This is a genomic window from Bacillus sp. NS1 (assembly GCF_058248265.1).
The window spans coordinates 600,715-625,744 of record NZ_JBZAZF010000002.1; the positions used below are offsets into that span (position 1 = coordinate 600,715).

The window sequence follows — 25,030 nt, forward strand, 5'->3', positions numbered from 1 at the left end:
AGGATTGTGGCGAATCAACATGCCAATCATTCAATCAATGACTTTAAACAATTCGTCAAAAAGCATCCCAAGCTGATAAAAGAAGTGCGCAAAGAACAAAGAAGCTGGCAGGACGTATATGAAAATTGGGTCCTCTTCGGGGAGAACGACCCGATTTGGGATCCGTATCGGGAACCGGAAGAGGCTGCGGAAGCTGTGCCTGAAACAGAGCAAAAAAACGATTTTGTCTCTAAAATGGTGACAGCGGTGAAAAAGATGGATGTCAATCAAATGAACGAACAAATCAATAAAATGAGCCAGTCGATCTCATCGTTGCAAAATCTTCTTAATACATTTTCCGGGAGCGGCCATAAGCAATCTCAGCCAGGCTCTGGACAGCATCCTTTTTCTTTTCGAAAGGATTAAAAAAGGGGAGCTCATATGCGCAAAGAGGTTCAGGAATTTATTTCAGCAAACGAAGAACGGAAACGATTCATCAGAGAACAGCCGATATGGTATCGCAGGCTTTCGAGAAAACCGGATGATCTGTCCGCCTTTCAGCTTGAGATGATGAACTTTTATGAAAAAACCATACCGCACCGGGTGAACCAATTTACGAACGGGATCCAAATGGCGCAAATGATGATGCAAATGTTTCAAGCGATGCGGACAAAAGATTAAAAGGCCCGATAGAGGGTCTTTTTTCATGCTGTTATAGGGAGATTGTTTTTCAGGCTTCGGCTAAGCATTTTCCAATTGGCTGGTTTCATGGTAAACTAACAACTGGAGGTGCATGTTATGTATGCGACGATGGAATCCGTGCGGCTTCAAAGTGAAGCTCAGCAGCTTGCCGAGATGATTCTGCAGTCGGAGACGGCTGAGAACTACCGCAATTGTTACAAGCGTCTCCAAGAAGATGAAGAGGCAGGGCGGATTATTCGTTCTTTTATCAAAATAAAAGAGCAGTATGAGGATGTACAGCGTTTTGGCAAATATCATCCTGACTATAGAGAAATATCCCGGAAAATGAGGGAGATCAAGCGGGAGCTGGACCTGAACGATAAGGTGGCTGACTTCAAGAGAGCTGAAAATGAGCTCCAGTCTATTCTTGATGAGGTTAGCGTCGAGATTGGGACAGCTGTTTCTGAGCATGTGAAAGTTCCGACTGGGAACCCTTATTTTGACGGTTTGTCTTCATGCGGAGGCGGCTGCGGTTCAGGCGGAAGCTGCGGATGCAAAGTGTCCTGACGAGACTGGCCGTCTCGTCTTTTACATATAAGAGAAATCAGGCAGGTGATTGTATTGGAGAATAGGCGCCAGGGCATGATAGTGTATCTGCATTCCCTAAAGCAAAGCAAAATGCTGAGGAAGTTCGGAAATGTGCACTATGTATCAAAACGTTTGAAATATGTCGTGCTGTATTGCGATATGGACCATATTGAAAAAACGATGGACAAGATTGCGTCTTACTCTTTTGTGAAAAAAGTGGAGCCTTCTTATAAACCGTTTTTAAAATTGGAATTCGAGTCAAAGCTTGATAAAGCAAAAGAATACGATTATAAAATCGGCATATAGCTGTATAAAAAAATCCCCGCAGGCTTCTGCGGGGTCCTTCTATTCCTTAACATGTTAAGGAGAAGGCAAAGGGAGAGGAGAAACCGGAGGAAGAACTTATGGGGAAACGTAAGTCTTCTCCGCGGTTGGCAACAACATCCTCTAGATGCTGTTGCTAATAGTATGGACAAGGATCATTCTGCCTATACACCTGTTTATTAAGATTAGCGTTCATTGTTTGAAAGAATGCTTTATGTTAAGATAGGATTGATTTTTTTCGATGTACATAGCGGCGTCCGGCCGAACAAAGAAACAAAATAGCTTTTAGAAAAAGTGGTGTGGAACATGAGAGTAATTTCTGGATCAAAAAAAGGCCGTTCACTGAAGGCTGTGCCGGGAACATCAACAAGACCGACAACCGACAAAGTGAAGGAATCCATTTTCAATATGATCGGCCCTTATTTTGACGGGGGCAGGGGACTTGACTTATTCGCGGGGAGCGGGGGCCTTGGAATCGAAGCGCTTTCACGCGGGTTTGAGCATTGTATATTCGTTGACCGTGATTTTAAAGCGATTCAAACGGTAAAATCAAATTTGAAAACGCTGGAGCTTACAAAAAATGCCCAGGTATACCGGAATGATGCGGAACGGGCTTTGCATGCTGCTGCAAAAAGAGAAACAGGCTTTCGCGGCATTTTTCTTGATCCGCCGTATAAGGAACAAAAACTAAAAGCGCTTTTAACTATGATTGATGAATATCAAATGCTGGAAGAAGATGGCTTTATCGTTGCTGAGCATGACAGAGAGGTCGAGCTTCCCGAAACCGTAGGAGACCTTGTGATGACAAGAAAAGAAACCTATGGACTTACAGGTGTGGCGATTTATAAAAAGAGGGGGTAGTGATGTGGCGAGTATAGCTGTCTGTCCCGGCAGTTTTGATCCGGTGACCTACGGGCACCTGGACATCATCAGACGCGGGGCGCATATTTTTGAACAAGTGTATGTATGTGTGCTGAATAATTCTTCAAAAAAGCCTTTGTTTAGTGTGGAAGAACGGTGTGAGCTTCTGAGAGAAGTGACAAAAGACATTCCGAACATAACAGTTGAAACGTCGCAAGGACTGTTAATTGATTATGCAAAAAGAAAAAATGCGAAAGCGATTTTAAGAGGCTTGAGAGCGGTATCTGATTTTGAATACGAGATGCAGGGGACATCCGTAAACCGTGTGCTTGATGAATCCATTGAGACGTTTTTTATGATGACAAATAACCAATATTCGTTTTTAAGTTCAAGCATCGTAAAAGAAGTGGCAAGATACAATGGATCGGTATCAGAGTTTGTGCCGCCGGAAGTAGAGCTGGCGCTTCAGCAAAAATTCAGACAAGGATGAGGGTTTTGACTCATCCTTTTTTTGTTCCGTTTGTCAGTCTGTAAGAAAAAATGATAATGTACGTAAACAGTGCGCATAATGTGACAGCAGGTCCAATCTGCACAAGCAGATTCCAGCCGTTTATAAATGCAGTTGGCATCTCGCTGATATTAAGAGATTTGAATACATACTGATACGGATCATGCCATGCCGTGTAAAGCGGTTTCCATAAAAGCATGACGAAAACGGCGGCATAAACGCCCTGCAGTAAACGTGCGATAAAGAATGGTTTAAATCTGATATCGGTTTCCGATAAAATACCTGCCACCTGAGCTTGAACGGAAAAGCCGCTAAACCCGAGAATAAAGCTGACGACAATGGCTTTTTGCAGAAGAGAAACATCTGTCTCACTGACAAGCTTGCTTCCTAACGTGATTTCAAACATCCCTGATAAAAGGGGAATGTCCAATTGAGCCGGCAGCTGAAACAAGGCCAGTACACCTTTTGTGAAAATAGACAGAACATCAGTCAGCTGCACGACGGACAACAGCCGGTTAAAGACAGAAAATAAAATAATAAATCCGCCGACCATAAGAAGCGTTTGAACAGAAGAGGTCACGGCGTCGCCTAAAATTTTACCCAGGGGCCGTTTTTCCGCAAGTCTGGCGGTATGCAGAGCGTGTAGAGCATCTTTAATCGAAGGAAAAGGTATTGTTTTCTTCCCTCTAAGATGCTGCTCTTCCTTGCGGCCGTAGGAACGCATCGTTAAACCGACAGCCAGATTCCCCAAATAGTGTGCAGAAGCCAATAAAATGCCCAATGACGCGTTTTGGAAGAAACCGACGGCAACAGCGCCGAAGATAAAGAGCGGGTTTGAAGAATTGGTAAACGACGCAAGCCGTTCTGCTTCTACTCTTGAAATTTGTTTTTCCTGCCGCAGACGGGCAGTGAGTTTTGCTCCCGCTGGGTTTCCTGATGCCATTCCCATAGCAAGAACGAAGCCGCCGACACCGGGCACGCGAAAGATCGGCCGCATAAAAGGCTCAAGCAAAACACCGACAAACCGCACAATGCCAAAACCGATTAGAAGTTCTGACAGAATAAAAAATGGCAGCAATGACGGAAACACAACCTCCCACCACATAGAAAGCCCGGTTTTAGAGGCTTCGAATGAGGCCTGCGGATGTGAGATGACAGTCGCTGTTAAAAAAAGAAAAAACGAAGCAATCAAAAGTGTGTTAATCTTCGACAAGTTCATTCTTACCTCCCCGATGCTAAAAATGCCCAATGACATATATATCATGATAAAATAATGTATGACACGAAACGGCCAAGCAGTACCTGTCCTCTTGATTCTTTGTACTAATATACGAGCATAGGGGTTCAGTTTAGACCATAGAATTCGGTATACAGGGAATTCAGGCAGGAGGTTAACGCGTTGGCCAAACCTAAAATCGGGTTAGCGTTAGGATCGGGAGGGGCCAGAGGGATTGCTCATCTCGGTGTACTTTCCAGTTTACATAAGCACCAAATTGAAGTAGATATGATTGCGGGGAGCAGCATGGGCGCTTTGGTGGGCAGTTTCTATGCAGCCGGCCATGATGTGGCAACCATGAAAAAAGTCGCCAAAGCCTTTAAACGGCGGCTTTATGCTGATTATACGGTGCCCAGGCTTGGTTTTTTAAAAGGTGACCGCGTCAGGCAGCTTGTGCATGCTTATACATTCGGAAAACCGATCGAAGAGCTTCAAATCCCGCTGGGCATTGTGGCGTGTGATTTACAGACGGGAGAAAAGATTGTGTTTCGCAAAGGCTCAGTGTCAGATGCGGTGCGGGCCAGCATCAGCATACCGGGTATTTTTATTCCGCAGAAGCTGGACGGACGGCTTCTTGTAGACGGCGCGGTTGTCGATCGAATTCCGGTTTCGGTTGTAAAAGACATGGGGGCTGATATCATCATCGCATCGGATGTCTCCAGGGTTCGAAAAACTGAAACGGCGGCGCATATTTTTGATGTGATTATGCAAAGTATGGATATACTGCAAAATGAATTGGTGCGACATCAAACGATCGCCGCAGATATCATGATTCGCCCTTCTCTTGAAACATACAGCTCAAGCTCGTTTGCCAATATTGAAGCAATGATATCGGCAGGCGAGGAGGCGACAAACCGCATGATCAGCAAGATAAGAAAAGAAATAGAGAATTGGGAGGGCTCATAATTTGCTGCGTAAAAAACATTTTAGCTGGATGCTTGTCATCCTCATTCTGATTGCCGTTTTATCATTTATAAAACTTCCATACTATATTACAAAACCGGGAGAAGCGACAGAGCTTGCTTCACTGATAAAAGTGGAGGGAGGCTACCCGGAAACAGGGAGCCTGTCCTTAATGACTGTCAAAGTGGGGCCGGCTAATCCGTTTACATATGTGTGGGCAAAGATGCACCCTTATTATGAAATTGTTCCTGATGAGAGCATCAAGGAAGAAGGTGAATCAGATAAGGAGTATATGAAAAGGCAGCTCCAAATGATGCAAAGCTCGCAAGAAAACGCGGTTATAGCCGCCTATCAAAAGGCAGGAAAAAAAGTCAGCTATTCGTTTAACGGCATATACGCTAGCTCAGTTGTAGAAAACATGCCTGCAAAAGGGAAAATAGAAGTCGGTGATAAAATCATCAGTGCAGACGGAAAAAACTATCAGTCTGCTGAAAAGCTGATTGATTATATCAGCAGCAAAAAAGCGGGAGATAGAGTCACGTTAAAAATCGAAAGAGAAGAAAAAGAAAAGCGTGTCACTCTTACGTTAAAACAATTCCCTGATGAGCCGGATCGGGCAGGAATCGGAGTTTCGCTCTATACAGACAGAAACGTCAAAGTGGAGCCTGATATTGATTTTGAAATTGAAAATATCGGCGGCCCGTCAGCAGGGTTAATGATGTCTCTTGAAATCTATAATCAGCTGACAAAACCAGACGAAACAAAAGGCTACGATATTGCGGGAACAGGTACAATTGATGTTGACGGAACAGTAGGCCCGATCGGCGGCATAGATCAAAAAGTCGTTGCCGCAGACAAAGCCGGAAAAGACATTTTCTTTGCGCCAAATCAAAACGGCGCCAATAATTCCGATTATAAAAATGCTGTAAAAACAGCAAAAGATATTGATTCAGATATGAAGATTGTGCCTGTTGATACGATGCAGGATGCGATTGATTATTTGAATAAGCTGAAAGCAAAAAGCACCTGATATTCAGGTGCTTTTTCTATATATTTAAAAAACGTTGTTCATCCTCGTCATATCGAATTGGTGCATGTCCGTATTCCTGCAGGTCAAACTCAGTTCTCAGCGGTTCTTCTATCGGCAGGCTGTAGATTCTGCTTGCTTTTATATCCAGATCGAGAGCTGGATGGGAGAAAGAGGACAATTTGCTTACAAGCGGAACAGACAGCACTTTTTTATTTTCCGATAAATAAGCCTGTCCTTTTTTCGTCATGCCGAGAAGCCTGATATAAGGCACCTTTTCGTCGTTAAGCAGCTTGTGCATATCTTGTTTATTCGTTCTGGTTAGAATGTGCGTGTTCATCCGCTGGAGCCTTGTCCACGTATAACGTTTTGTTTTCAGCAGCTCCATAAATTCCTGGTAGGAGCAGGCTTTTCTGATCGAACGGAGAATTCTGTGCTCTAAGCCCTCCTCCACCTCGTATACTTGCTGTAATTCCTGTGCTGTTACAGTTGATAGGCTGTATTTTAAGTAAGAAAAATAGCTTTCAGGTGTATGCCACAGTCCAAAAGATTTGCGGTAATATGCTAATTCACGTGCAGATACAGCAGGGAGAAAACGAAGGCAGGCTTCAAGATTCTGTTCAACCATTGCTTTTCTGATGCTCGTGGCGCTTGCGATATGGTTTTCGCCTCCAGGAAGGTCGGCATCATGATAGTCCGAGGAGATGCGCGCTGTGGTACAAGGTTTCATCGGATATCCCCCGGAAAGAATGGAAGTCACATAATGGTATCCCAGAATGTTATTTGGTTTTGATAAATCAAGTGTACTTTCGGTATGTAAAATGGAGCTGTAGGCGATAGCTGCCGCGGCTGGATAACTGACACCCTTTTTAAGTTCTTCTTTAATACGCTGATCAAATGTATGTTTATGCTCATCAATAAGCTTTGCTGTTTCTAAAAAAGGCCCAATATCGCCATTTTCACTACCGAAAAACAGCGCCTCGCATCCAAGTTTGTTCAGGATGGAAACACTGCCGCGTGCAAAAATCTCCGCTTTTTGCACCGCATAAAGATATGGCAGCTCAATGACAAGATCGACTCCGCTTTGCAGCGCCATTTTTGTTCGGGCCCATTTTGATACTACAGCCGGTTCTCCGCGCTGTAAAAAATGTCCGCTCATTACCGCGACAGCCGTGTCGCAACCGGTTTGCCGCTTTGCTGTTTGGGCATGATAAAGGTGACCGTTATGAAAGGGATTATATTCAACCACCAATCCGACAGCTTTCATATTTTTTCCGCCTTTCTTGCTATGTTTAAAAACGTATGGTACATTTGCAAATGAAAACTTTTACGTCTTATTTTTATTTTAAGTGTATGCATCGCCTATTCCGCTGTCAATGATACTTGAATGGCAGCATTATGCTGTAAAGAAAAAATATTGACAAAAACAATCTTAAAAGCTATAATCATGTTTGTTGCTTTCATGAGGTGATACAAATGAAATGGACGATTTATCAGCTGCATCAAATGCCAAAACAAAGTTTTGAGTTTGATGAAACAGTTGAGTTAAATGAGCTGACAAAGCTGAATTCTGACATTCGCCGCATTTCTCCCGTTCGGGTGAAGGGCAGAGCGGATATCAAATCCAAACAGGTTTCGTTTGATTTTGCAATTTCAGGCGAAATGATTTTGCCATGCTCAAGAACACTCGTTGATGTTCCGTATCCATTTGAAATTTCAACAAAAGAACTGTTTATATTTCATCAGACGGATGATATAGAAGATGATGACGTTCACATTGTTGAGGACGATACTGTCGACTTAACTCCGATCGTGAAAGAAGAAATTCTTTTAGAAATCCCTATGCAAATCTTTTGTGAATCTGAACAAGAAAAAGGAGCTGCTCCTCAAGAAGGAAAGGACTGGCAAGTCATTTCGGAGGAAGACAAGAAGAAGCAAGTTGATCCGAGACTCGCAGCCCTTGAAAAGCTCTTAAAACAAGATGATGAATCTTAACTCTTTAAGGAGGTGGGAATAATGGCTGTACCTTTTAGAAGAACTTCTAAAATGAAGAAAAGATTGCGCCGTACACATTTCAAACTTAATGTACCTGGTATGACAGAATGTCCGTCATGCGGAGAGATGAAATTGTCTCACCGTGTATGCAAAGCATGCGGATCATACAACGGCAAAGACATAAATGTAAAAAGTAACTAATAAGAAAAGCGCAGGGTGAAAGCCCTGCGCTTTTTCTTTTTCTCTTCCTGTCAGCTTGCGGAAAATTTGTGAGTGCAAATAGTCTATCTAATCTATTACCGGCATATGTATGAGATAAATAAGCTGACATGGAGGGAGATTGAATTTGACCATTACAAGACAAGATGCTTGGACTCAGGATGAGGATTTGCTGCTGGCAGAAGTGGTGCTTCGTCATATTCGAGAGGGAGGAACACAGCTTTCCGCCTTTGAGGAGGTTGGAAGGGCGCTGACCAGAACCGCGGCAGCCTGTGGTTTCAGGTGGAACTCGTATGTGAGAAAACAATACCAGTCAGGTATAGAGCTTGCGAAAAAGCAGAGGAAAGAACTGAGAAAACAAATCGGCGTACATTCGGTTAATATGCCGAATTCCGTTAAGCAGACTGCCGCGGCAGCGTCAGAAGGAAAACGAGATTTGTCCATACAGGATGTCATTCAATTTCTTGAACAATTCAAAGAAGCGCCGTCTGCACAAGAATTTCAGCTCGAAAGGGAAAAATTGAAGGAGCAAATCCAATCGCTGCAAAACGAGCTTGAGGATTTACGGAGTGAAAATCAAACATTGAGGAACCAGCTAGAGATGACAGAAGAGGATTACAAGGCACTGATCGATATCATGGATCGGGCCAGAAAAATGGTTGTTTCAAAAGAAGATGGAAGAATGAAAAAGGCTCAAGAAACGTAATGAAACGCTTGAAATGAACCGGCCCTAGAGTAAAAATAGGCCGGTTGTTTTATTTCTATGCAGACTCTCCCGGTGTCATCTCATGATCCATATCAGGGTGCCAGATGAGCGGGTTTTCCCCTTTGTCCCGCGCCATATCGTATTTAACAGTTTCAAAATTCATTTTATTCCAAAACTCTGCTGATTTCATTCGCGGATTTGTCCGAATCGGCATTTTGAATGATTTAGCGAATTCAACCAACGCTGTCCCGTATCCCCTGTTCTGGTAGCCTGGAAGAACCTCAAGCTTCCACAGCTCTAAATAATCCTGGCGGTTGTCAAAATAAGGATTCGATTTGCCGTTAACTTGATATAGACTCATTCGCGCTACAAGTTTATCCCCAAAATAAATACCGTAAAAAGGTGAGGTGCTGTCATTTTCAATAATATTATCCTGAAGATCTTCAAGCATTGAAAGCTCCTGAATGCCGTATTCTTTGAATTTCTTGAATTCTTCAAGTGTTTTATAGTTGATTAGCAGACGTTCTACCTTTACCAAACCAATCTCCCCCTTTGTTGTTTCTACATATATTGTAAACGCTTTATTTAAAAAATCCAAATATTTAAACTTTAATTTTAAGCACACGGAATCTTTGAGAAGTAATTTCTTCATACTTCTGCTATGATAATACGTAAATGCTAAATTGGGTGTGACATCATGAAAATTGGAATTATCGGCGGAGGTTCCGTCGGTCTTTTATGCGCCTATTATTTGTCACTTCATCACGAGGTGACTGTTGTGACAAGGCGGAAAGAACAGGCTGCGGCCATTCAGTCTGAAGGGATCCGGCTTTATAAAGGCGGAGAAGAATTCAGCGCTGATTGCAGTGCGGACACGAGTATCAAGTCGGATTTTGATCTTCTTGTCGTGACAGTGAAGCAGCATCAGCTTCAGTCTGTTTATCCGTTGCTTGAACGGATCGGGAGAACGAACATATTATTTTTGCAAAACGGCATGGGGCATATCCACGACCTAAAAGACTGGCGCGTAGGCCATTCCATTTATGTTGGAATCGTTGAACACGGAGCTGTAAGAAAATCAGATACAGCTGTTGATCATACAGGCTTAGGTGCGATAAAATGGAGCGCGTTCGACGATGCAGAACCAGAGCGGTTGAACACCTTGCTTCAGCATAATCACTCGGACTTTCCAATTCGTTATGAGACGGATTGGTACCGTCTGCTGACGGGCAAGCTGATTGTAAATGCTTGTATCAATCCGTTAACCGCTTTATTGCGGGTGAAAAATGGAGAACTGCTGGCAACGCCAGCTTATCTGGCTTTTATGAAGCTGGTTTTTCAAGAGGCTTGCCTTATTTTAAGGCTTGAGGACGAAGCAGAGGCTTGGGAGCGGGTGCGGGCCGTGTGCGGGCAAACGAAAGAAAATCGCTCTTCAATGCTTGTTGACGTCATCGAAGGCAGACAGACAGAAGCTGACGCCATTATCGGATATTTATTGAAGGAAGCAAGCCTTCACAGCCTTGATGCCGTCCACCTGGAGTTTTTATACGGTGGCATAAAAGCTTTGGAGCGAAATACAAACAAAGTCTTTTGAGCTTTTTCTATAACATGCTATACTCATTTCGGATAACTAACTATTTATTGGAGAAAGGAAGTTCTAGAAGATGCAGCTAACTGAACTTTCCATCAAAAATCAGAATGTGTTTGTACAGCACTATATAGATGGCAAAGAAGAAATGTCTTCTTTTTTTGATTACAGCATTCATAATACTGACATGTGGCGCGAAAGACTGAAAGACTTATCCTCCCGTTTTTTCGCAAGAGAGGAATTGGCGGCGTACTTATCCTCTTACCATAACAAATTCGGTTCAAATGCCATGCAGTCTGCTATTGAGAAGCTGAAGGACCCGACAAGTGCCGCTGTTGTCGGCGGACAGCAGGCCGGACTTTTAACAGGACCGCTTTACACGATACATAAAATCATTTCAATCATTGTGTTAGCAAAGGAACAAGAAAAGCAACTGCAGGTGCCTGTCATACCGATCTTCTGGGTGGCTGGAGAAGACCATGATTTGGATGAGATTAATTTTGTCCATACGTCAGAAGAGAGTGGGCCTGTGAAAAAAAAGCTGCCTCAGTCTTACTGGAAGAAGTCTTCGGCAGCGAGCACATCGCTTGATCAAGAAAAATGTGCCGCGTGGATAGATGATGTATTTGCCGCTTTTGAGGAAACTGACCACACGAATGCACTTCTCGACAATGTAAAACGATGTTTAAGGGAATCTGGTACGTTCACTGACTTCTTTGAACTGTTAATCGCGGATCTGTTCCAAGAGGAAGGTTTAGTTTTATTGAATTCTGGAGATCCGGGGATTAAAAAGCTGGAAACGGCCATGTTCCAAAAGATTCTTCGGGAAAATGATGAACTCGCCCGCGCGGTTTCAGATCAGCAGGCCTTCATGCGTAAAGCAGGCTACAAACCGATTATCGAGTCCGGAAAAGAGCAGGCGAATCTGTTTTATGAATATGAAGAAGAACGTTTTTTAATTGAAAAAGATAACGGCCGTTTTGTCATCAAAGAGCTTGATCTCGGATGGACGATGGATGAACTTTATACACATATGGAAGAACATCCCGAGCGCTTCAGCAATAATGTTGTGACGAGGCCCTTAATGCAGGAATACCTCATTCCGACATTAGCATTTATTGCAGGGCCTGGAGAAATCAACTATTGGGGTGAGCTCAAACGGGCCTTTGCGGTGATGGGCTTTAAAATGCCTCCTGTTATGCCGAGGCTGAACATTACGATACTTGAACGGCATATTGAGAAAAAACTGGTTGAACGGAATATCTCATTACAAGACGCGATTGAACGCGGAACTGAGAATCAAAGAGAGACATACTTTGAGCGCCAGATTCCGGATGAGTTTACCGCAGTGATGGATCAGGCGAAAACCCAAATTGAAGCGATTCATAAAACAGTCCGGCAGGAGGCGTTAAAGGTTGATCAAAGCATGGAACCTTTACTCATGAAGAATGCCGCTTTTATTCAGGATCAGCTTCAATTCTTAGAGCGTACTGTGACGAAGCGAATTGAAGAAAAAGAAGGCTACGTCCTGAAGGATTATGAGAGAATCCAAAATAGCATTAAACCGCTGCTTGCACCCCAAGAACGAATTTGGAATATTATGTATTATTTAAATAGGTACGGTCCAAAATTCTTCACATCATTCAAGAATCTGCCATTTTCTTTTCAAAATCAACATCAAGTTGTCAAACTTTGAAATAAAGTTTTAAAGAACCCTGAATAGTTCAGGGTTTTTTTTTATGGGTAAACAGTGTAAAATGAAGTTGTGGAGAGAAGTGGTGGATAGTGGTGAGTTAAGGAGAGAAAGTGGGGCAAGAGATCATGTTTATGGGTGAATATCAGCATACAATCGATGCAAAAGGCCGCATGATCGTACCCGCTAAATTCAGAGAAGGTCTCGGTGAGCAGTTTGTGCTGACAAGAGGGCTTGATCAATGTCTCTTCGGCTACCCTATGCACGAGTGGAAACAAATTGAAGAAAAACTAAAAGCCCTTCCTCTCACAAAAAAAGATGCCCGTGCATTTACCCGTTTCTTCTTTTCAGGGGCGACCGAATGCGAACTGGACAAGCAAGGCAGGGTAAATATCGCATCTTCTCTATTGAATTACGCCAAACTGGAAAAAGAATGTGTTGTTATCGGGGTTTCTAATCGAATTGAATTGTGGAGTAAAGTAATTTGGGAACAATACACAGAAGAGCAAGAAGATTCATTTGCTGAAATTGCTGAAAACATGATTGGGTTTGATATATAATGATTCTTCGTGTATAACACTCTAAAAACAATTACAATTCATCCTGATAAAAGGTGGGACCAACACATTATGTTTCAACACAAGACAGTACTTCTTCGTGAAACCGTAGACGGGCTCAATATTAAACCGGACGGTACATATGTAGACTGCACACTCGGCGGAGCTGGGCACAGTACATATTTATTGCAGCAGTTATCCGAGAAGGGGCGTTTAATCGCTTTTGACCAAGACGATACGGCATTACAGCATGCGAAAGAAGCGTTGTCCGATTATAAAGGGCAGCTCATTCTGATTAAAAGCAATTTCAGGTATTTAAAAGAATGTTTGAATGAACGTGGCATTACAGAAGTAGACGGTATTTTATTTGATTTAGGGGTGTCTTCTCCGCAGCTGGATACACCGGAACGCGGATTCAGTTATCATCATGACGCACCGTTGGACATGAGGATGGACCAGTCGGCCACACTTACGGCGAAAGAAGTCGTTAATGAGTGGCGCTATGAGGATCTTGTCCGTATCTTCTTTAAATACGGCGAAGAGAAGTTCAGTAAACAGATCGCCAGAAAAATTGAGGAGGCAAGAATCAAATCTCCTATTCAAACTACGGGCCAACTGGTCGATCTAATAAAAGACGCGATTCCCGCTCCAGCGAGAAGGAGCGGAGGACATCCTGCTAAACGCGTGTTTCAGGCAATCAGAATTGCTGTGAACGATGAACTTAAGGTGTTTGAAGAGGCTTTGGAGCAGGCAATTGAGGTTCTGAAGCCAGGGGGAAGGGTATCAGTCATTACCTTCCACTCGCTTGAAGACAGAATTTGCAAATCCACTTTTAAAGAAAAGTCGTCACTTCCGGAACTTCCTCCGGGTCTTCCTGTCATACCGGAAGAGTTTGAACCGGAGCTGAAGCTCATCACACGAAAACCGATTACGGCATCTCAAGAAGAGCTTGAAGAAAACAACCGGGCCCGTTCTGCGAAGCTTCGGATTGCCGAAAAAAGAAAATAACGAAACGCGAAAGCAAAATTAAAAGGAGGTCATCAGCCTATGGGCAATTTAGCTTACCAACCAGAGAAACAGCAGCGGCATGCGGTCAGTCCTGAGAAAAAAGTGATTGTTAAAAAAAGGGCTTCCATTACTCTCGGAGAAAAAGTGCTCCTTGTCCTCTTTGCTGCGGCGGTGCTTAGCGTATCGCTTTTGATTGTATCGAAAGCGTATGCGGCATATCAAACCAATATTGAGGTGCAAAAACTTGAGGAGCAAATTTCAGCCGAAAACAAGCAAATTGGTGACCTCGAAAAAAATGTTGCTGACTTAAGCAAACCGCAGCGCATTATGGACATTGCGAAAAAGAACGGCTTGGATTTAAAAGATAAAAAAGTGAAAAACATACAGGAATGATTCAAATGCCAAAAAAGAATAAATTTATGAATAGGGGAGCAGCGATTCTAAGTATTTGTTTCGCTCTCTTTTTCTTTGTCATCCTGGGTAGAATGGCATATATTCAAATAACCGGAAAAGCGGACGGTGAAGTGCTTGCGACAAAAGCGACAGAGCAGCATGAAAAGAAACGGACCATCGAAGCAAGCCGCGGCTCGATTTTAGACCGAAACGGAAAAGTGATTGCAGAGGACACAGCGACGTATAAGCTGATTGCCATCCTCGATAAAAAAATGACGACTGATGTTAAGCATCCTCAGCATGTCCAAAACAAAGAAAAAACGGCAGAAGCGCTATCTAAAGTGATAAAAATGGATAAGGCTGATATCCTTGATATCTTAAATAAGGAGGGTGCGAAACAAGTTGAATTTGGCTCAGCGGGCCGTGATATTACGTATTCGCAAAAGCAAAAAATCGAAAAGCTGAACCTCCCGGGCATTTCATTCTTACGGGATACAAAACGCTATTATCCAAACGGCGTTTTTGCATCCAATTTAATCGGCTATGCCGAGGTTGATCAAAAAACAAATGAAATTTCCGGCGCGATGGGATTAGAAAAAGTGCTGGATAAGTATTTGAAGGAGCGGGACGGATATGTGACATATGAAAGTGACAAATCCGGCTGGGAGCTCCCGAACAGCAAAAATAAAATTACAGCACCAAAAAATGGGGACAATGTTTATTTAACCATTGACCAGAAAATTCAAACCTTTTTGGAAGACAGCATGACAAAAGTGGCAAAAAAGTATAATCCGAAAAAAATCATGGCCGCAGTCGTCGATCCGAAAACGGGCAAAGTGCTTGCCATGGGACAGCGTCCAAGCTTTGACCCGAACACACGCGATGTGACGAACTACTATAATGATTTAATTTCATATGCGTATGAACCTGGATCAACGATGAAGATTTTTACACTTGCTGCTGCGATACAGGAGAATGTGTATAACGGCAATGAAAAGTACAAGTCCGGAACATACAAAGTAGGCGGAGGAATAGTAAGAGACCATAATGAAGGGGTAGGCTGGGGGCCAACAACATACCATGATGGTGTAGTGAGGTCTTCTAATGTGGCTTTTGCCAAACTGGCTAATGAAAAGCTAGGCTATACCCGTCTAAATGAATATCTTCATAAATTCAATTTCTATCAAAAAACGGGTATTGACTTGCCGAATGAAGTATCAAGTAAAATTAACTTTAAATATGAATTTGATAAAGCGTCGACTGCATATGGTCAAGCCTCTGCTGTTACACCAATTCAACAGCTGCAGGCTGCGACTGCAATAGCAAATGACGGTAAAATGATGCAACCTTACGTCATAGACCATATTGTTGATCCTGATACGAAGAAAACCATTTACCAAAATAAACCTCAGTCAGCTGGTACGCCAATCTCTGCAGACACCGCTAAAGAGGTTCGTAATATTTTAGGTGATGTTGTAACATCTGATATCGGTACTGGACGGCCTTATAAAATTGAAGGTTTTGATGTGGCTGTTAAAACTGGAACAGCACAAATTGCCGGACAAAACGGTTATCTGTCTGGCCGCGATAATTACGTATTTTCTGTAATGGGGATGGCGCCTAAAGATGACCCTGAGCTGTTGATCTATGTTGCAGTACAGCAGCCGCAATTAGAGAATGATGAAACGGGCTCAAATCCAGTATCAGAAATCTTCAACCCAACAATGAAAAACAGCTTGCACTACCTGAACATCGAACCAACTGTGAAATCTAATTCAGATAAGGAAGAAACAAAAGCGCAGACCATGCCTGATTTAACAGATCATACGGTAACTGCTGCTCAAAAGAAAGCAAAAGAAGAGAATCTCACACCGATTGTCATCGGCAGTGATGTCGCTGTAAAAGAACAATATCCGATAGCTGATGAGGAAGTTCTCACCAATCAGAAGGTCTTTCTGAAAACGGGCGGCAAAATCAAAATGCCAGATATGACAGGCTGGTCGAGAAGAGAGGTTCTTCAGTACGGCGAGCTGGCGGGAATTCATATTGAAGTAAGCGGCCAAGGCTACGCTGTCAGCCAAAGTGTCAAGAAGGACAAAGAAATAAAAGACAAAACCGTAATCAAGGTTAAGTTTAAAAACCCTGATTAAAAAGAAAGAAAGCTTGCCGGGGATTCTCCCCTTTATGCAGGCTTTCTTTTTTTATACCTTCAGAGGAGCATCGTTCTACCTGTCCAATTACAGACATAAAATGAAACAAGCCTAAATAAGGAGTGAACGGTCTCTTGCGCGTCTCGAATGTAACGGTTAGAAAACGTTTATTATTTGTTTTGCTTTTTGGCGTGATCGTGTTTCTGATCATTGATACAAGGCTGGGGTATGTTCAGTTTGTGATGGGCGAGAAACTGACTTCGCTGGCGAAAGATTCCTGGAGCAGGAACTTGCCGTTTGAACCGGAGAGAGGCGAGATTCTGGATCGGAACGGTGTGAAACTCGCAACAAACAAAAGTGCGCCGACCGTATTCGTCGTGCCGCGCCAAGTTCAGAATCCGATGAAAACGAGCAAGCAGCTTGCGGCGGTTTTAAACATGTCAGAGGAAAAAGTATATAAGCATGTGACAAAAAAAGCGTCAATCGAAAAGATCACTCCTGAAGGGAGAAAGATTTCAAATGAAAAGGCGAAAGAAATCAAAGCGCTTGATTTAAAGGGAGTGTATGTTGCGGAGGACAGTATCCGCCATTACCCGTTCGGCAGCTTTTTATCTCATGTGCTTGGATTTGCAGGCATCGACAACCAAGGGCTCCTTGGACTTGAAGCCTATTACGACGATGATCTAAAAGGGGAAAAAGGTTCTGTTAAGTTTTATACAGATGCCAAGGGGAAAAAAATGCCTGATGAAGCGGATGACTACACGCCGCCTAAGGATGGGCTTGATATGAAGCTGACAGTTGATTCAAAGGTTCAGACGATAATGGAAAGAGAGCTTGATAACGCTGAGGCCAAATATCATCCGGACGGTATGATTGCCGTGGCTATGAATCCGAAAAACGGAGAAATATTGGGAATGGCTAGCAGGCCTGACTTTGACCCGGCTGATTATCAATCTGTCGATCCATCCGTCTACAATCGGAATCTGCCGGTATGGAGCACGTATGAGCCGGGATCTACCTTTAAAATTATTACACTTGCAGCAGCACTAGAGGAGCAAAAAGTGAATTTAAAACGTGATCAATTTTTTGATAAAGGGCATGCTGAAGTGGACGGAGCGAGACTGCGGTGCTGGAAAAGAGGCGGGCACGGGCTGCAGACGTATCTAGAAGTTGTACAGAACTCCTGCAACCCGGGGTTTGTTGAATTAGGCGAGCGTCTAGGAAAGAAGAAGCTTTTCAAATATATCAAAGACTTTGGTTTCGGCCAAAAAACGGGAATTGATCTTCAAGGCGAGGGAACAGGAATCTTATTCCCGCTTGATAGAGTAGGTCCGGTAGAACAAGCGACTACGGCTTTCGGACAGGGGGTATCTGTCACGCCGATTCAGCAGGTTGCAGCCGTATCTGCCGCTGTAAACGGAGGAACGCTCTACACGCCTTATATCGCAAAGGAATGGATCGACCCTGTAACGAAAAAAACGGTTAAAAAACAATCACCAATCGCAAAGAAACAAGTTATCTCTGAGGGAACATCAAAACAAATCCGCTATGCACTAGAGAGCGTCGTCGCAGAAGGCACGGGCCGCAACGCATTTGTTGAAGGATATCGTGTCGGCGGAAAAACGGGAACTGCACAAAAGGTTAAAGATGGAAAATACCTTGAAAACAACCATATTGTATCATTTATCGGTTTCGCGCCGGCTGACGATCCGAGTCTTGTCGTCTATGTCGCGGTGGATAACCCGAAAGGTACGATTCAGTTTGGCGGAACGGTTGCAGCGCCAATTGTCGGTAATATTATGAGAGACAGCCTGCCGGAGCTTGGTGTGAAGCCTCGGAAAAATCAAATCGAGAAAAAATACCAATGGAACGACACAAAAACAGTAGAAGTTCCGAATGTTGTAGGGATGTCTGTCTCAGATCTTGAGTCACTTTTGGTGAATCTCAATGTAGATGCTTCCGGAAAAGGAAGCAAAATCGTTAAACAATCGCCAGCTGCCGGAACGAAAGTAAAAGAGGGCTCAAAGATACGCGTTTATTTGACTGAAGAAGATGAAAAGGAGGCAGCCGATTAATTCGGGCTGCCTATTCTTTTATTGCAGAAAAAATGCTGATATCTTTCAAGATTAGCTGGATGTATCCTTTTATTTACGCTAAAATATGAACTGTATGCTTAAAATCATTATCACATTATTTGATGTGACTTCAATGATAAAAGAACGAATTAGAATGTTGAGAGGTTTGATACGATGAAACTTACAAAGCTGCTTACATACTTAACAACCGAACCTTCTGTAAACGACTCACAAGACCCTGAAATAACTTCAATTGAGATGGACTCCAGAGAAGTAAAGAAAGGGAGTCTTTTTGTATGTGTAAAAGGGTATACGGTGGATGGTCATGACTTTGCGCAAAAAGCAGTAGAAAGCGGCGCAGTGGCTATTGTGGCAGAAAGAGAGCTCGATGTGGATGTGCCTGTCATTATTGTCCGGCGGTCACTGCGTGCGCTAAGCGTTTTGTCTGATGCGTTTTACGGACAGCCGACAAAGAAGCTTCAGCTGATCGGGATTACAGGCACAAACGGCAAAACATCAACGACCCATATGGTCGATGAGATTATGAAAAAAGCGGGAAAACGCACAGGCTTGATCGGCACCATGTACATGAAAATCGGTGACGAAACACTCCCCGTTAAAAACACGACTCCGGAAAGCGTCACGCTGCAGAAAACGTTTAAGAAAATGAATGACAAGCAAGTTGACACTGCCATCATGGAAGTTTCTTCTCATGCTTTGTCTTTAGGTCGTGTTCATGGCTGTGATTATGATATTGCCGTGTTTACAAATTTAACGCAGGACCATCTGGACTATCATAAAACGATGGATGAGTACCGACAGGCAAAAAGCCTGCTCTTTTCTCAGCTTGGCGGGGCTTTCAATCATGAACATCCAAAGTGTGCCGTACTGAATGCTGACGATGAGGCGAGCGCTTATTTTGAAAAGGTGACTGCAGCGCATATCTCTACATACGGCATTAAAAACAACGCTGATGTGATGGCGAAGAACATCACGATTACTGCACAGGGCACAAGCTTTGATCTTGTGACAGGCAAAGGCACTAAACATATCACGATGTCGCTCGTCGGACAATTTAACGTGTATAACGTGCTGGCAGCTGTTGCAACATGTATCGCAGCAGGCATACCGTTTGAAACGATCACTGCAGCTGTTGAAGAATTGCATGGCGTAAGAGGCCGATTTGAATTGGTTAATCAGCAGCAGGAGTTTCCGGTCATTGTAGATTACGCGCACACGCCGGACAGCCTTGAAAATGTGCTGAAGACTTGCAGAGACATGACGGAAGGAAAGCTTTTTGTTGTTGTCGGCTGCGGGGGAGACAGAGATAAGACGAAACGCCCGAAAATGGCTAAAATCGCTGTGGAGCTGGCTGACGAACCGATTTTCACTTCAGATAATCCGAGAAGCGAAGATCCCCGAGCGATTTTAAGAGATATGGAAGCTGGAGTAGAGAACGAATACTACCACAGCATTGCAAACCGCGAGCAGGCCATCTTTTTCGCGATAGCCAATGCCAAAAAAGGCGACGTTGTTCTCATTGCCGGAAAAGGGCATGAAACCTATCAGCAGATTGGAAGCGAAACTTTCGATTTTGATGATGCTGAAGTGGCGGCGAGAGCCATTGTCGAACTCAATAAAAATAAGACGAATTCATAGGAAAGAGATGTTATTGAATAATGGAGCATGAAAAGATTTTTCATATGGAAAAAAATCATGAATATGATAACTACGTATGTCGTTTGAAAGAAACAGGAGGAGAAAAGGACAATGCTTGAGCAAGTCATTCTGTTTACAATTTTAATGGGGTTTTTAATTAGTGTTCTGCTCTCTCCGATTCTTATACCGTTTTTAAGAAGATTAAAATTCGGCCAGAGTATTAGAGAAGAAGGACCGAAATCACATCAGAAAAAATCAGGGACGCCGACAATGGGCGGGGTCATGATCATACTTTCTATTATTGTGACAACAATTGTTATGACACAGAAATTTTCGGAAATAAGCCCGGAAATGGTGTTGCTTCTGTTTGTTACGCTCGGTTACGGTTTGCTTGGCTTTTTAGATGATTACATAAAGGTCGTCATGAAGCGCAACCTTGGATTGACATCAAAGCAAAAGCTGATCGGACAAATTATCATTGCGGTTGTATTTTATGCCGTGTACCATTACTACAATTTTGCGACGGACATTCGCGTGCCTGGAACTGACTTATCATTTGATCTTGGCTGGGCTTACTTTATCCTAGTGCTCTTTATGCTTGTCGGCGGATCAAATGCGGTTAACCTGACTGACGGTCTTGACGGTTTGTTATCCGGCACAGCTGCGATTGCTTTTGGCGCTTTTGCCATCCTGGCATGGAATCAGTCTCAATATGACGTAGCGATTTTCTCAGTTGCCGTTGTCGGTGCAGTGCTGGGCTTCCTCGTATTTAATGCTCATCCGGCCAAAGTCTTTATGGGAGATACGGGATCGCTTGCATTGGGAGGAGCTATCGTTACCATTGCCATTTTAACGAAATTAGAGATCCTGCTGGTTATCATCGGCGGTGTATTCGTTATCGAGACATTATCCGTTATTCTGCAGGTTATCAGCTTTAAAACGACAGGTAAACGAATCTTTAAAATGAGTCCGCTTCACCACCATTATGAGCTTGTCGGCTGGTCTGAATGGAGAGTAGTCGTGACGTTTTGGGCTGCAGGACTTTTGCTTGCCGTTTTAGGAATTTACATCGAGGTGTGGTTATAAGTGGAAAACGATCAATTTTTACAGAATCAGCATTTTTTAATTCTTGGGCTCGCGAAAAGCGGGTATGCGGCTGCATCCATTCTTCATGACAAAGGCATTTATGTTGCAGTCAACGACCAAAAGCCTTTTGAAGAAAACGAGCCAGCGCAAAAGCTTGCTGAAAAAGGAATCGAGGTTGTTTGCGGAGAGCATCCAGTTTCTCTGTTTGATCAGCATCAAATCACGGTTTTGATCAAAAACCCGGGAATTCCTTATGAAAATATTATGGTTCAGGAAGCGGAAAAAAGAGGCATCCCGGTTTGGACGGAAATTGAGCTCGCTTACTACCTGACAAACGCCAAGTTTATCGGGATTACCGGATCGAACGGAAAAACGACCACGACAACGCTGATTTATGAAATGCTCAAAGCTGACTCGCAAAAAGCACTGATTGCCGGAAACATCGGCACAGTCGCAAGTGAGGTTGCCTATCATGCTGATGGGGATGAATGGATCGTTACTGAACTGTCATCGTTTCAGCTGATGGGAACACACGCTTTCAGACCGGAAATCAGCCTGATTTTAAACGTGTTCGACGCTCATTTGGATTATCACCATACACGAGAAAACTATGAAAAAGCGAAACAGAAAGTGTACCTTCATCAGACTGCCTCAGATAAAGCCATTGTCAACCAGGATGATGAAACCGTCTTGCGTCTGGCTGAAGCTGGAAAAGCCGGTATCGTCCCTTTTTCAGTCAGCAAAACGCTTGAAAAGGGCGCTTATGTAAAAGACGGTATGATTATGTTCAACGGCGAAGCCATTCTTCCTCTGGAAGAGGTTGTGCTGCCCGGCGCTCATAACCTGGAAAACATTCTAGCTGCCGTTGCAGTTGTGAAAACGGCAGGAGTATCCAACGAAGCAGTCAAAAAGGTGCTGACAAGCTTTACTGGCGTGAAGCACCGTCTCCAATATGTCACAACAGTGAAAAACCGCAAGTTTTATAATGACAGTAAAGCAACAAACATTTTGGCGACAAGCAAGGCGCTTTCAGCTTTTGACAAACCGGTCATTCTGCTTGCGGGCGGACTGGATCGCGGAAATGGTTTCGACGACTTAAAACCGTATATGAAGCATGTCAAAGCAGTGCTTACATTTGGCCAGACAGCGCCGAAACTCGAGAAGCTCGGCAATGAGATGGGAATACAACATGTCAAACGTGTCGATAATGTTGAACAAGCAGTATCTGCGGCGTTTGCGCTCTCAAATGAAGGAGATGTCATCCTGCTGTCACCTGCGTGTGCGAGCTGGGATCAATTCAAAACATTTGAAGAACGCGGTGACATGTTTATAGATGCCGTGCATATGCTTAAGTAAGGGCTTGTCTTGAAGTAAATCGACAGCCCTAATGATTTTAAGCTTGGGGTGTCGATTGCTTTGACTACTAAAAAAACATCGCCTGATTTGTTATTGGTCATCATTACGTTATTATTATTAACAATCGGATTAATTATGGTGTACAGTGCGAGTGCTGTTTGGGCGGATTATAAATTTGACGACTCATTCTTTTTCGCGAAACGGCAGCTGCTGTTTGCGGGAATCGGCGTCATTGCCATGTTTTTTATCATGAATGTTGATTATTGGACTTGGAGAACATGGTCCAAGTTGCTGATGGTTATCTGTTTTTTTCTTCTGGTGCTTGTTTTGATACCAGGCGTCGGCATGGTGCGGAACGGTTCAAGAAGCTGGATCGGAGTCGGGGCATTCAGCATACAGCCTTCAGAGTTTATGAAGCTTGCGATGATTGCATTCCTAGCTAAATTTCTCTCTGAAAAACAAAAAAACATAACATCGTTCAGACGGGGGTTCGTCCCGGCACTTGGCATCGTGTTTTCAGCATTTTTGATTATCATGTGCCAGCCTGATCTCGGAACGGGGACAGTAATGGTCGGAACTTGCATTGTCATGATTTTTGTAGCCGGCGCGCGAATCGCCCATTTTGTCTTTCTCGGACTAATCGGCCTCAGCGGGTTTGTTGGACTTGTACTATCGGCTCCTTATCGGATTAAGCGGATTACCTCCTATTTAAATCCGTGGGAAGACCCGCTCGGAAGCGGTTTTCAAATCATTCAATCGCTTTATGCAGTAGGGCCCGGCGGATTGTTCGGAATGGGACTTGGACAAAGCAGACAGAAGTTCTTTTATCTGCCTGAGCCTCAAACAGACTTTATTTTCGCCATCTTGTCAGAGGAGCTTGGTTTTATCGGGGGAACGCTTATTTTGCTTCTCTTCAGCGTTTTGCTGTGGAGAGGGATCAGAATTGCGCTTGGTGCGCCTGATCTGTACGGAAGCTTTGTTGCAGTCGGCATTATTTCAATGATTGCCATTCAAGTCATGATTAATATCGGTGTAGTAACGGGACTTATTCCGGTAACAGGCATCACGCTCCCATTTCTGAGCTACGGAGGCTCTTCATTGACCCTGATGCTGATGGCTGTCGGCGTGCTGCTGAACGTGAGCCGCTACTCGAGGTATTAATGAATGTATTGCCAGGCGTCCTATAAACAGGAAGCTGCAAACAATTGATGCGATAACCCTGTCCAACAAAACAGGGTTATCGTTATGTTATAAAGAAACTTAGACTGGGGGAAGAGATATGCGAATTGCAATAAGCGGAGGCGGTACAGGGGGACATATTTACCCTGCGCTTGCTTTTATTAAAGAAGTGCAGCGCCGTCATCCTGATGTGGAATTTTTATATATCGGAACAGAAAACGGACTGGAGAAAAAAATTGTTGAGCGGGAGAATATACCATTTCGTTCAATTGAAATTACAGGATTTAAACGAAAGCTATCATTTGAAAACGTCAAAACTGTGATGCGTTTTCTGAAAGGCGTAAAAAAGAGCAAATCGTATTTAGCGGAATTTAAGCCCGATGCCGTGATTGGAACGGGCGGTTACGTATGCGGACCGGTTGTCTATGCCGCTGCGAAAATGGGAATTCCGACTATTGTCCATGAACAAAACAGCCTGCCGGGCATCACGAATAAGTTTCTTTCAAAATATGTTAATAAAGTAGCGATTTGTTTTGAAGAAGCAAAATCACATTTTCCTAGCGAGAAAGTTGTATTTACGGGAAACCCGAGAGCTTCTGAAGTCGTCTCAATAAAGACGGGCAGATCAATGGCCGAATTTGGGCTTTCTGAAGAGAAAAAAACGGTCTTAATCTTTGGCGGAAGCCGAGGCGCTGCACCGATTAACCGTGCTGTCATTGACATGCAGGATGCGCTGAAAACAAGAGACTATCAAGTGCTGTATATCACCGGTGAAGTTCACTATGAAAAAGTGATGAATGAGCTGAAAAGCAAGGGTGCCGCTGATAATATGGTCACAAAGCCGTTTCTTCATCAAATGCCAGAGTATTTAAAGGTCATTGATGTCATTGTGGCCAGAGCCGGTGCGACGACGATTGCCGAAATTACTGCTCTCGGAATCCCAAGTGTTTTGATCCCAAGCCCATATGTAACAGCGAATCACCAGGAGGTTAATGCGAGATCTCTCGGCCAGCATGATGCGGCGATTGTTCTGAAAGAAACAGAGCTCAGCGGTGAAAAGCTGATTGATGCGCTTGACCGGATTGTATTGAATGAGCAAACGTTAAAGGAAATGAGCGAACGGACAAAGTCACTCGGTGTTCCTGACGCGGCTGCCCGTTTATACAGCGTACTCGAAGAATTGAAAAAATAATAGAAAAGCAAATGGAATGCGGAGGTT

The 25,030-nt window shown here is 43.6% G+C and carries 26 protein-coding genes and 1 pseudogene; 23 read left to right on the forward strand and 4 right to left on the reverse strand.

Annotation, left to right across the window (positions count from 1 at the left end):
* Nucleotides 1-6 precede the first annotated feature (6 nt).
* From AC4CV5_RS08640 to coaD, 6 genes are all read left to right on the forward strand, one after another.
* Nucleotides 7-405, forward strand: a complete 399-nt coding sequence (locus AC4CV5_RS08640) for a YlbD family protein (protein WP_222142776.1) — start codon at nucleotides 7-9, stop codon at nucleotides 403-405.
* 15 nt (nucleotides 406-420) lie between these two features.
* Nucleotides 421-660: a YlbE-like family protein gene (locus tag AC4CV5_RS08645; protein WP_166853198.1), complete on the forward strand. Its 240-nt coding sequence runs from the start codon at nucleotides 421-423 to the stop codon at nucleotides 658-660.
* 117 nt (nucleotides 661-777) lie between these two features.
* A complete protein-coding gene (gene ricF, locus AC4CV5_RS08650; protein WP_003221370.1) occupies nucleotides 778-1,227 on the forward strand; it encodes a regulatory iron-sulfur-containing complex subunit RicF in 450 nt (149 codons plus the stop codon).
* A 54-nt stretch (nucleotides 1,228-1,281) separates the two neighbouring features.
* Nucleotides 1,282-1,554 carry a YlbG family protein gene (locus tag AC4CV5_RS08655; protein WP_166853196.1) on the forward strand — a complete coding sequence of 91 codons (273 nt, stop codon included), beginning with the start codon at nucleotides 1,282-1,284 and terminating at the stop codon, nucleotides 1,552-1,554.
* A gap of 324 nt (nucleotides 1,555-1,878) precedes the next feature.
* Nucleotides 1,879-2,433 (forward strand): 16S rRNA (guanine(966)-N(2))-methyltransferase RsmD, encoded by a 555-nt coding sequence (gene rsmD / locus AC4CV5_RS08660; RefSeq protein ID WP_326220594.1) that lies wholly within the window; start codon nucleotides 1,879-1,881, stop codon nucleotides 2,431-2,433.
* 4 nt (nucleotides 2,434-2,437) lie between these two features.
* On the forward strand, nucleotides 2,438-2,923 hold the full coding sequence (coaD, locus tag AC4CV5_RS08665) for a pantetheine-phosphate adenylyltransferase (protein ID WP_003238727.1): 486 nt from the start codon (nucleotides 2,438-2,440) through the stop codon (nucleotides 2,921-2,923).
* A gap of 10 nt (nucleotides 2,924-2,933) precedes the next feature.
* Here the strand turns inward: coaD and spoVV are convergent, their stop codons facing one another.
* Nucleotides 2,934-4,160 (reverse strand): dipicolinic acid transporter SpoVV, encoded by a 1,227-nt coding sequence (gene spoVV / locus AC4CV5_RS08670; RefSeq protein ID WP_490922485.1) that lies wholly within the window; start codon nucleotides 4,158-4,160, stop codon nucleotides 2,934-2,936.
* A 180-nt stretch (nucleotides 4,161-4,340) separates the two neighbouring features.
* On the opposite strand from spoVV, the gene AC4CV5_RS08675 reads away from it, so the two are divergent.
* Nucleotides 4,341-5,123, forward strand: a complete 783-nt coding sequence (locus AC4CV5_RS08675) for a patatin family protein (RefSeq protein WP_166853190.1) — start codon at nucleotides 4,341-4,343, stop codon at nucleotides 5,121-5,123.
* A 1-nt stretch (nucleotide 5,124) separates the two neighbouring features.
* Nucleotides 5,125-6,150, forward strand: a complete 1,026-nt coding sequence (gene ddcP / locus AC4CV5_RS08680; protein WP_490922486.1) for a protease DdcP — start codon at nucleotides 5,125-5,127, stop codon at nucleotides 6,148-6,150.
* A 16-nt stretch (nucleotides 6,151-6,166) separates the two neighbouring features.
* Here ddcP and AC4CV5_RS08685 read toward each other — a convergent pair whose 3' ends face one another.
* Together AC4CV5_RS08685 and AC4CV5_RS08690 are read right to left on the reverse strand one after the other, a co-directional pair.
* Nucleotides 6,167-7,414 carry a nucleotidyltransferase gene (locus AC4CV5_RS08685; RefSeq protein ID WP_326220592.1) on the reverse strand — a complete coding sequence of 416 codons (1,248 nt, stop codon included), beginning with the start codon at nucleotides 7,412-7,414 and terminating at the stop codon, nucleotides 6,167-6,169.
* Nucleotides 7,411-7,596: pseudogene (locus AC4CV5_RS08690) on the reverse strand (hypothetical protein). Before AC4CV5_RS08690 ends, AC4CV5_RS08685 begins: the two are co-directional and overlap by 4 nt.
* Nucleotides 7,597-7,623: 27 nt before the next feature.
* Between AC4CV5_RS08690 and AC4CV5_RS08695 the strand changes: the two are divergent.
* The 3 genes from AC4CV5_RS08695 to gerR all read left to right on the forward strand — a co-directional run bounded on the left by AC4CV5_RS08695 (nucleotide 7,624) and on the right by gerR (nucleotide 9,067).
* On the forward strand, nucleotides 7,624-8,142 hold the full coding sequence (locus AC4CV5_RS08695; protein ID WP_166853188.1) for a YceD family protein: 519 nt from the start codon (nucleotides 7,624-7,626) through the stop codon (nucleotides 8,140-8,142).
* A 21-nt stretch (nucleotides 8,143-8,163) separates the two neighbouring features.
* Nucleotides 8,164-8,343, forward strand: coding sequence for a 50S ribosomal protein L32 (gene rpmF / locus AC4CV5_RS08700; RefSeq protein WP_003154457.1), 180 nt, complete (start codon nucleotides 8,164-8,166; stop codon nucleotides 8,341-8,343).
* Between the two features lie 145 nt (nucleotides 8,344-8,488).
* Nucleotides 8,489-9,067: a sporulation-specific transcriptional regulator GerR gene (gene gerR / locus AC4CV5_RS08705; RefSeq protein WP_166853186.1), complete on the forward strand. Its 579-nt coding sequence runs from the start codon at nucleotides 8,489-8,491 to the stop codon at nucleotides 9,065-9,067.
* Between the two features lie 55 nt (nucleotides 9,068-9,122).
* On the opposite strand, the gene AC4CV5_RS08710 is transcribed toward gerR, so the two are convergent.
* Nucleotides 9,123-9,605: an N-acetyltransferase gene (locus tag AC4CV5_RS08710; RefSeq protein WP_014113703.1), complete on the reverse strand. Its 483-nt coding sequence runs from the start codon at nucleotides 9,603-9,605 to the stop codon at nucleotides 9,123-9,125.
* Nucleotides 9,606-9,764: 159 nt separating this feature from the next.
* On the opposite strand from AC4CV5_RS08710, the gene AC4CV5_RS08715 reads away from it, so the two are divergent.
* From AC4CV5_RS08715 to murG, 12 genes are all read left to right on the forward strand, one after another.
* Nucleotides 9,765-10,661 carry a 2-dehydropantoate 2-reductase gene (locus tag AC4CV5_RS08715; protein WP_166853184.1) on the forward strand — a complete coding sequence of 299 codons (897 nt, stop codon included), beginning with the start codon at nucleotides 9,765-9,767 and terminating at the stop codon, nucleotides 10,659-10,661.
* A gap of 70 nt (nucleotides 10,662-10,731) precedes the next feature.
* Nucleotides 10,732-12,351: a bacillithiol biosynthesis cysteine-adding enzyme BshC gene (gene bshC / locus AC4CV5_RS08720; RefSeq protein WP_166853183.1), complete on the forward strand. Its 1,620-nt coding sequence runs from the start codon at nucleotides 10,732-10,734 to the stop codon at nucleotides 12,349-12,351.
* A 125-nt stretch (nucleotides 12,352-12,476) separates the two neighbouring features.
* Nucleotides 12,477-12,908 (forward strand): division/cell wall cluster transcriptional repressor MraZ, encoded by a 432-nt coding sequence (mraZ, locus tag AC4CV5_RS08725; RefSeq protein WP_003221402.1) that lies wholly within the window; start codon nucleotides 12,477-12,479, stop codon nucleotides 12,906-12,908.
* A gap of 69 nt (nucleotides 12,909-12,977) precedes the next feature.
* On the forward strand, nucleotides 12,978-13,913 hold the full coding sequence (gene rsmH / locus AC4CV5_RS08730) for a 16S rRNA (cytosine(1402)-N(4))-methyltransferase RsmH (RefSeq protein ID WP_166853180.1): 936 nt from the start codon (nucleotides 12,978-12,980) through the stop codon (nucleotides 13,911-13,913).
* A gap of 39 nt (nucleotides 13,914-13,952) precedes the next feature.
* Nucleotides 13,953-14,306, forward strand: coding sequence for a cell division protein FtsL (gene ftsL, locus AC4CV5_RS08735; protein ID WP_490922491.1), 354 nt, complete (start codon nucleotides 13,953-13,955; stop codon nucleotides 14,304-14,306).
* A 5-nt stretch (nucleotides 14,307-14,311) separates the two neighbouring features.
* Entirely contained in the window at nucleotides 14,312-16,456 is a 2,145-nt protein-coding gene (gene pbpB / locus AC4CV5_RS08740) for a penicillin-binding protein 2B (protein WP_456520938.1), read from the forward strand.
* A 134-nt stretch (nucleotides 16,457-16,590) separates the two neighbouring features.
* Nucleotides 16,591-18,531 carry a stage V sporulation protein D gene (locus AC4CV5_RS08745; protein WP_490922493.1) on the forward strand — a complete coding sequence of 647 codons (1,941 nt, stop codon included), beginning with the start codon at nucleotides 16,591-16,593 and terminating at the stop codon, nucleotides 18,529-18,531.
* Between the two features lie 174 nt (nucleotides 18,532-18,705).
* Complete coding sequence (locus tag AC4CV5_RS08750) at nucleotides 18,706-20,190, forward strand: UDP-N-acetylmuramoyl-L-alanyl-D-glutamate--2,6-diaminopimelate ligase (protein ID WP_248602683.1); 1,485 nt, start codon at nucleotides 18,706-18,708, stop codon at nucleotides 20,188-20,190.
* Between the two features lie 111 nt (nucleotides 20,191-20,301).
* Complete coding sequence (mraY, locus tag AC4CV5_RS08755) at nucleotides 20,302-21,276, forward strand: phospho-N-acetylmuramoyl-pentapeptide-transferase (protein WP_003238695.1); 975 nt, start codon at nucleotides 20,302-20,304, stop codon at nucleotides 21,274-21,276.
* Nucleotides 21,277-22,632 carry a UDP-N-acetylmuramoyl-L-alanine--D-glutamate ligase gene (murD, locus tag AC4CV5_RS08760; protein ID WP_222142782.1) on the forward strand — a complete coding sequence of 452 codons (1,356 nt, stop codon included), beginning with the start codon at nucleotides 21,277-21,279 and terminating at the stop codon, nucleotides 22,630-22,632.
* A 60-nt stretch (nucleotides 22,633-22,692) separates the two neighbouring features.
* Nucleotides 22,693-23,793 (forward strand): stage V sporulation protein E, encoded by a 1,101-nt coding sequence (gene spoVE, locus AC4CV5_RS08765; RefSeq protein ID WP_003244810.1) that lies wholly within the window; start codon nucleotides 22,693-22,695, stop codon nucleotides 23,791-23,793.
* Between the two features lie 118 nt (nucleotides 23,794-23,911).
* Nucleotides 23,912-25,003 carry an undecaprenyldiphospho-muramoylpentapeptide beta-N-acetylglucosaminyltransferase gene (murG, locus tag AC4CV5_RS08770; protein ID WP_490922498.1) on the forward strand — a complete coding sequence of 364 codons (1,092 nt, stop codon included), beginning with the start codon at nucleotides 23,912-23,914 and terminating at the stop codon, nucleotides 25,001-25,003.
* The last annotated feature ends 27 nt before the right edge of the window (nucleotides 25,004-25,030 follow it).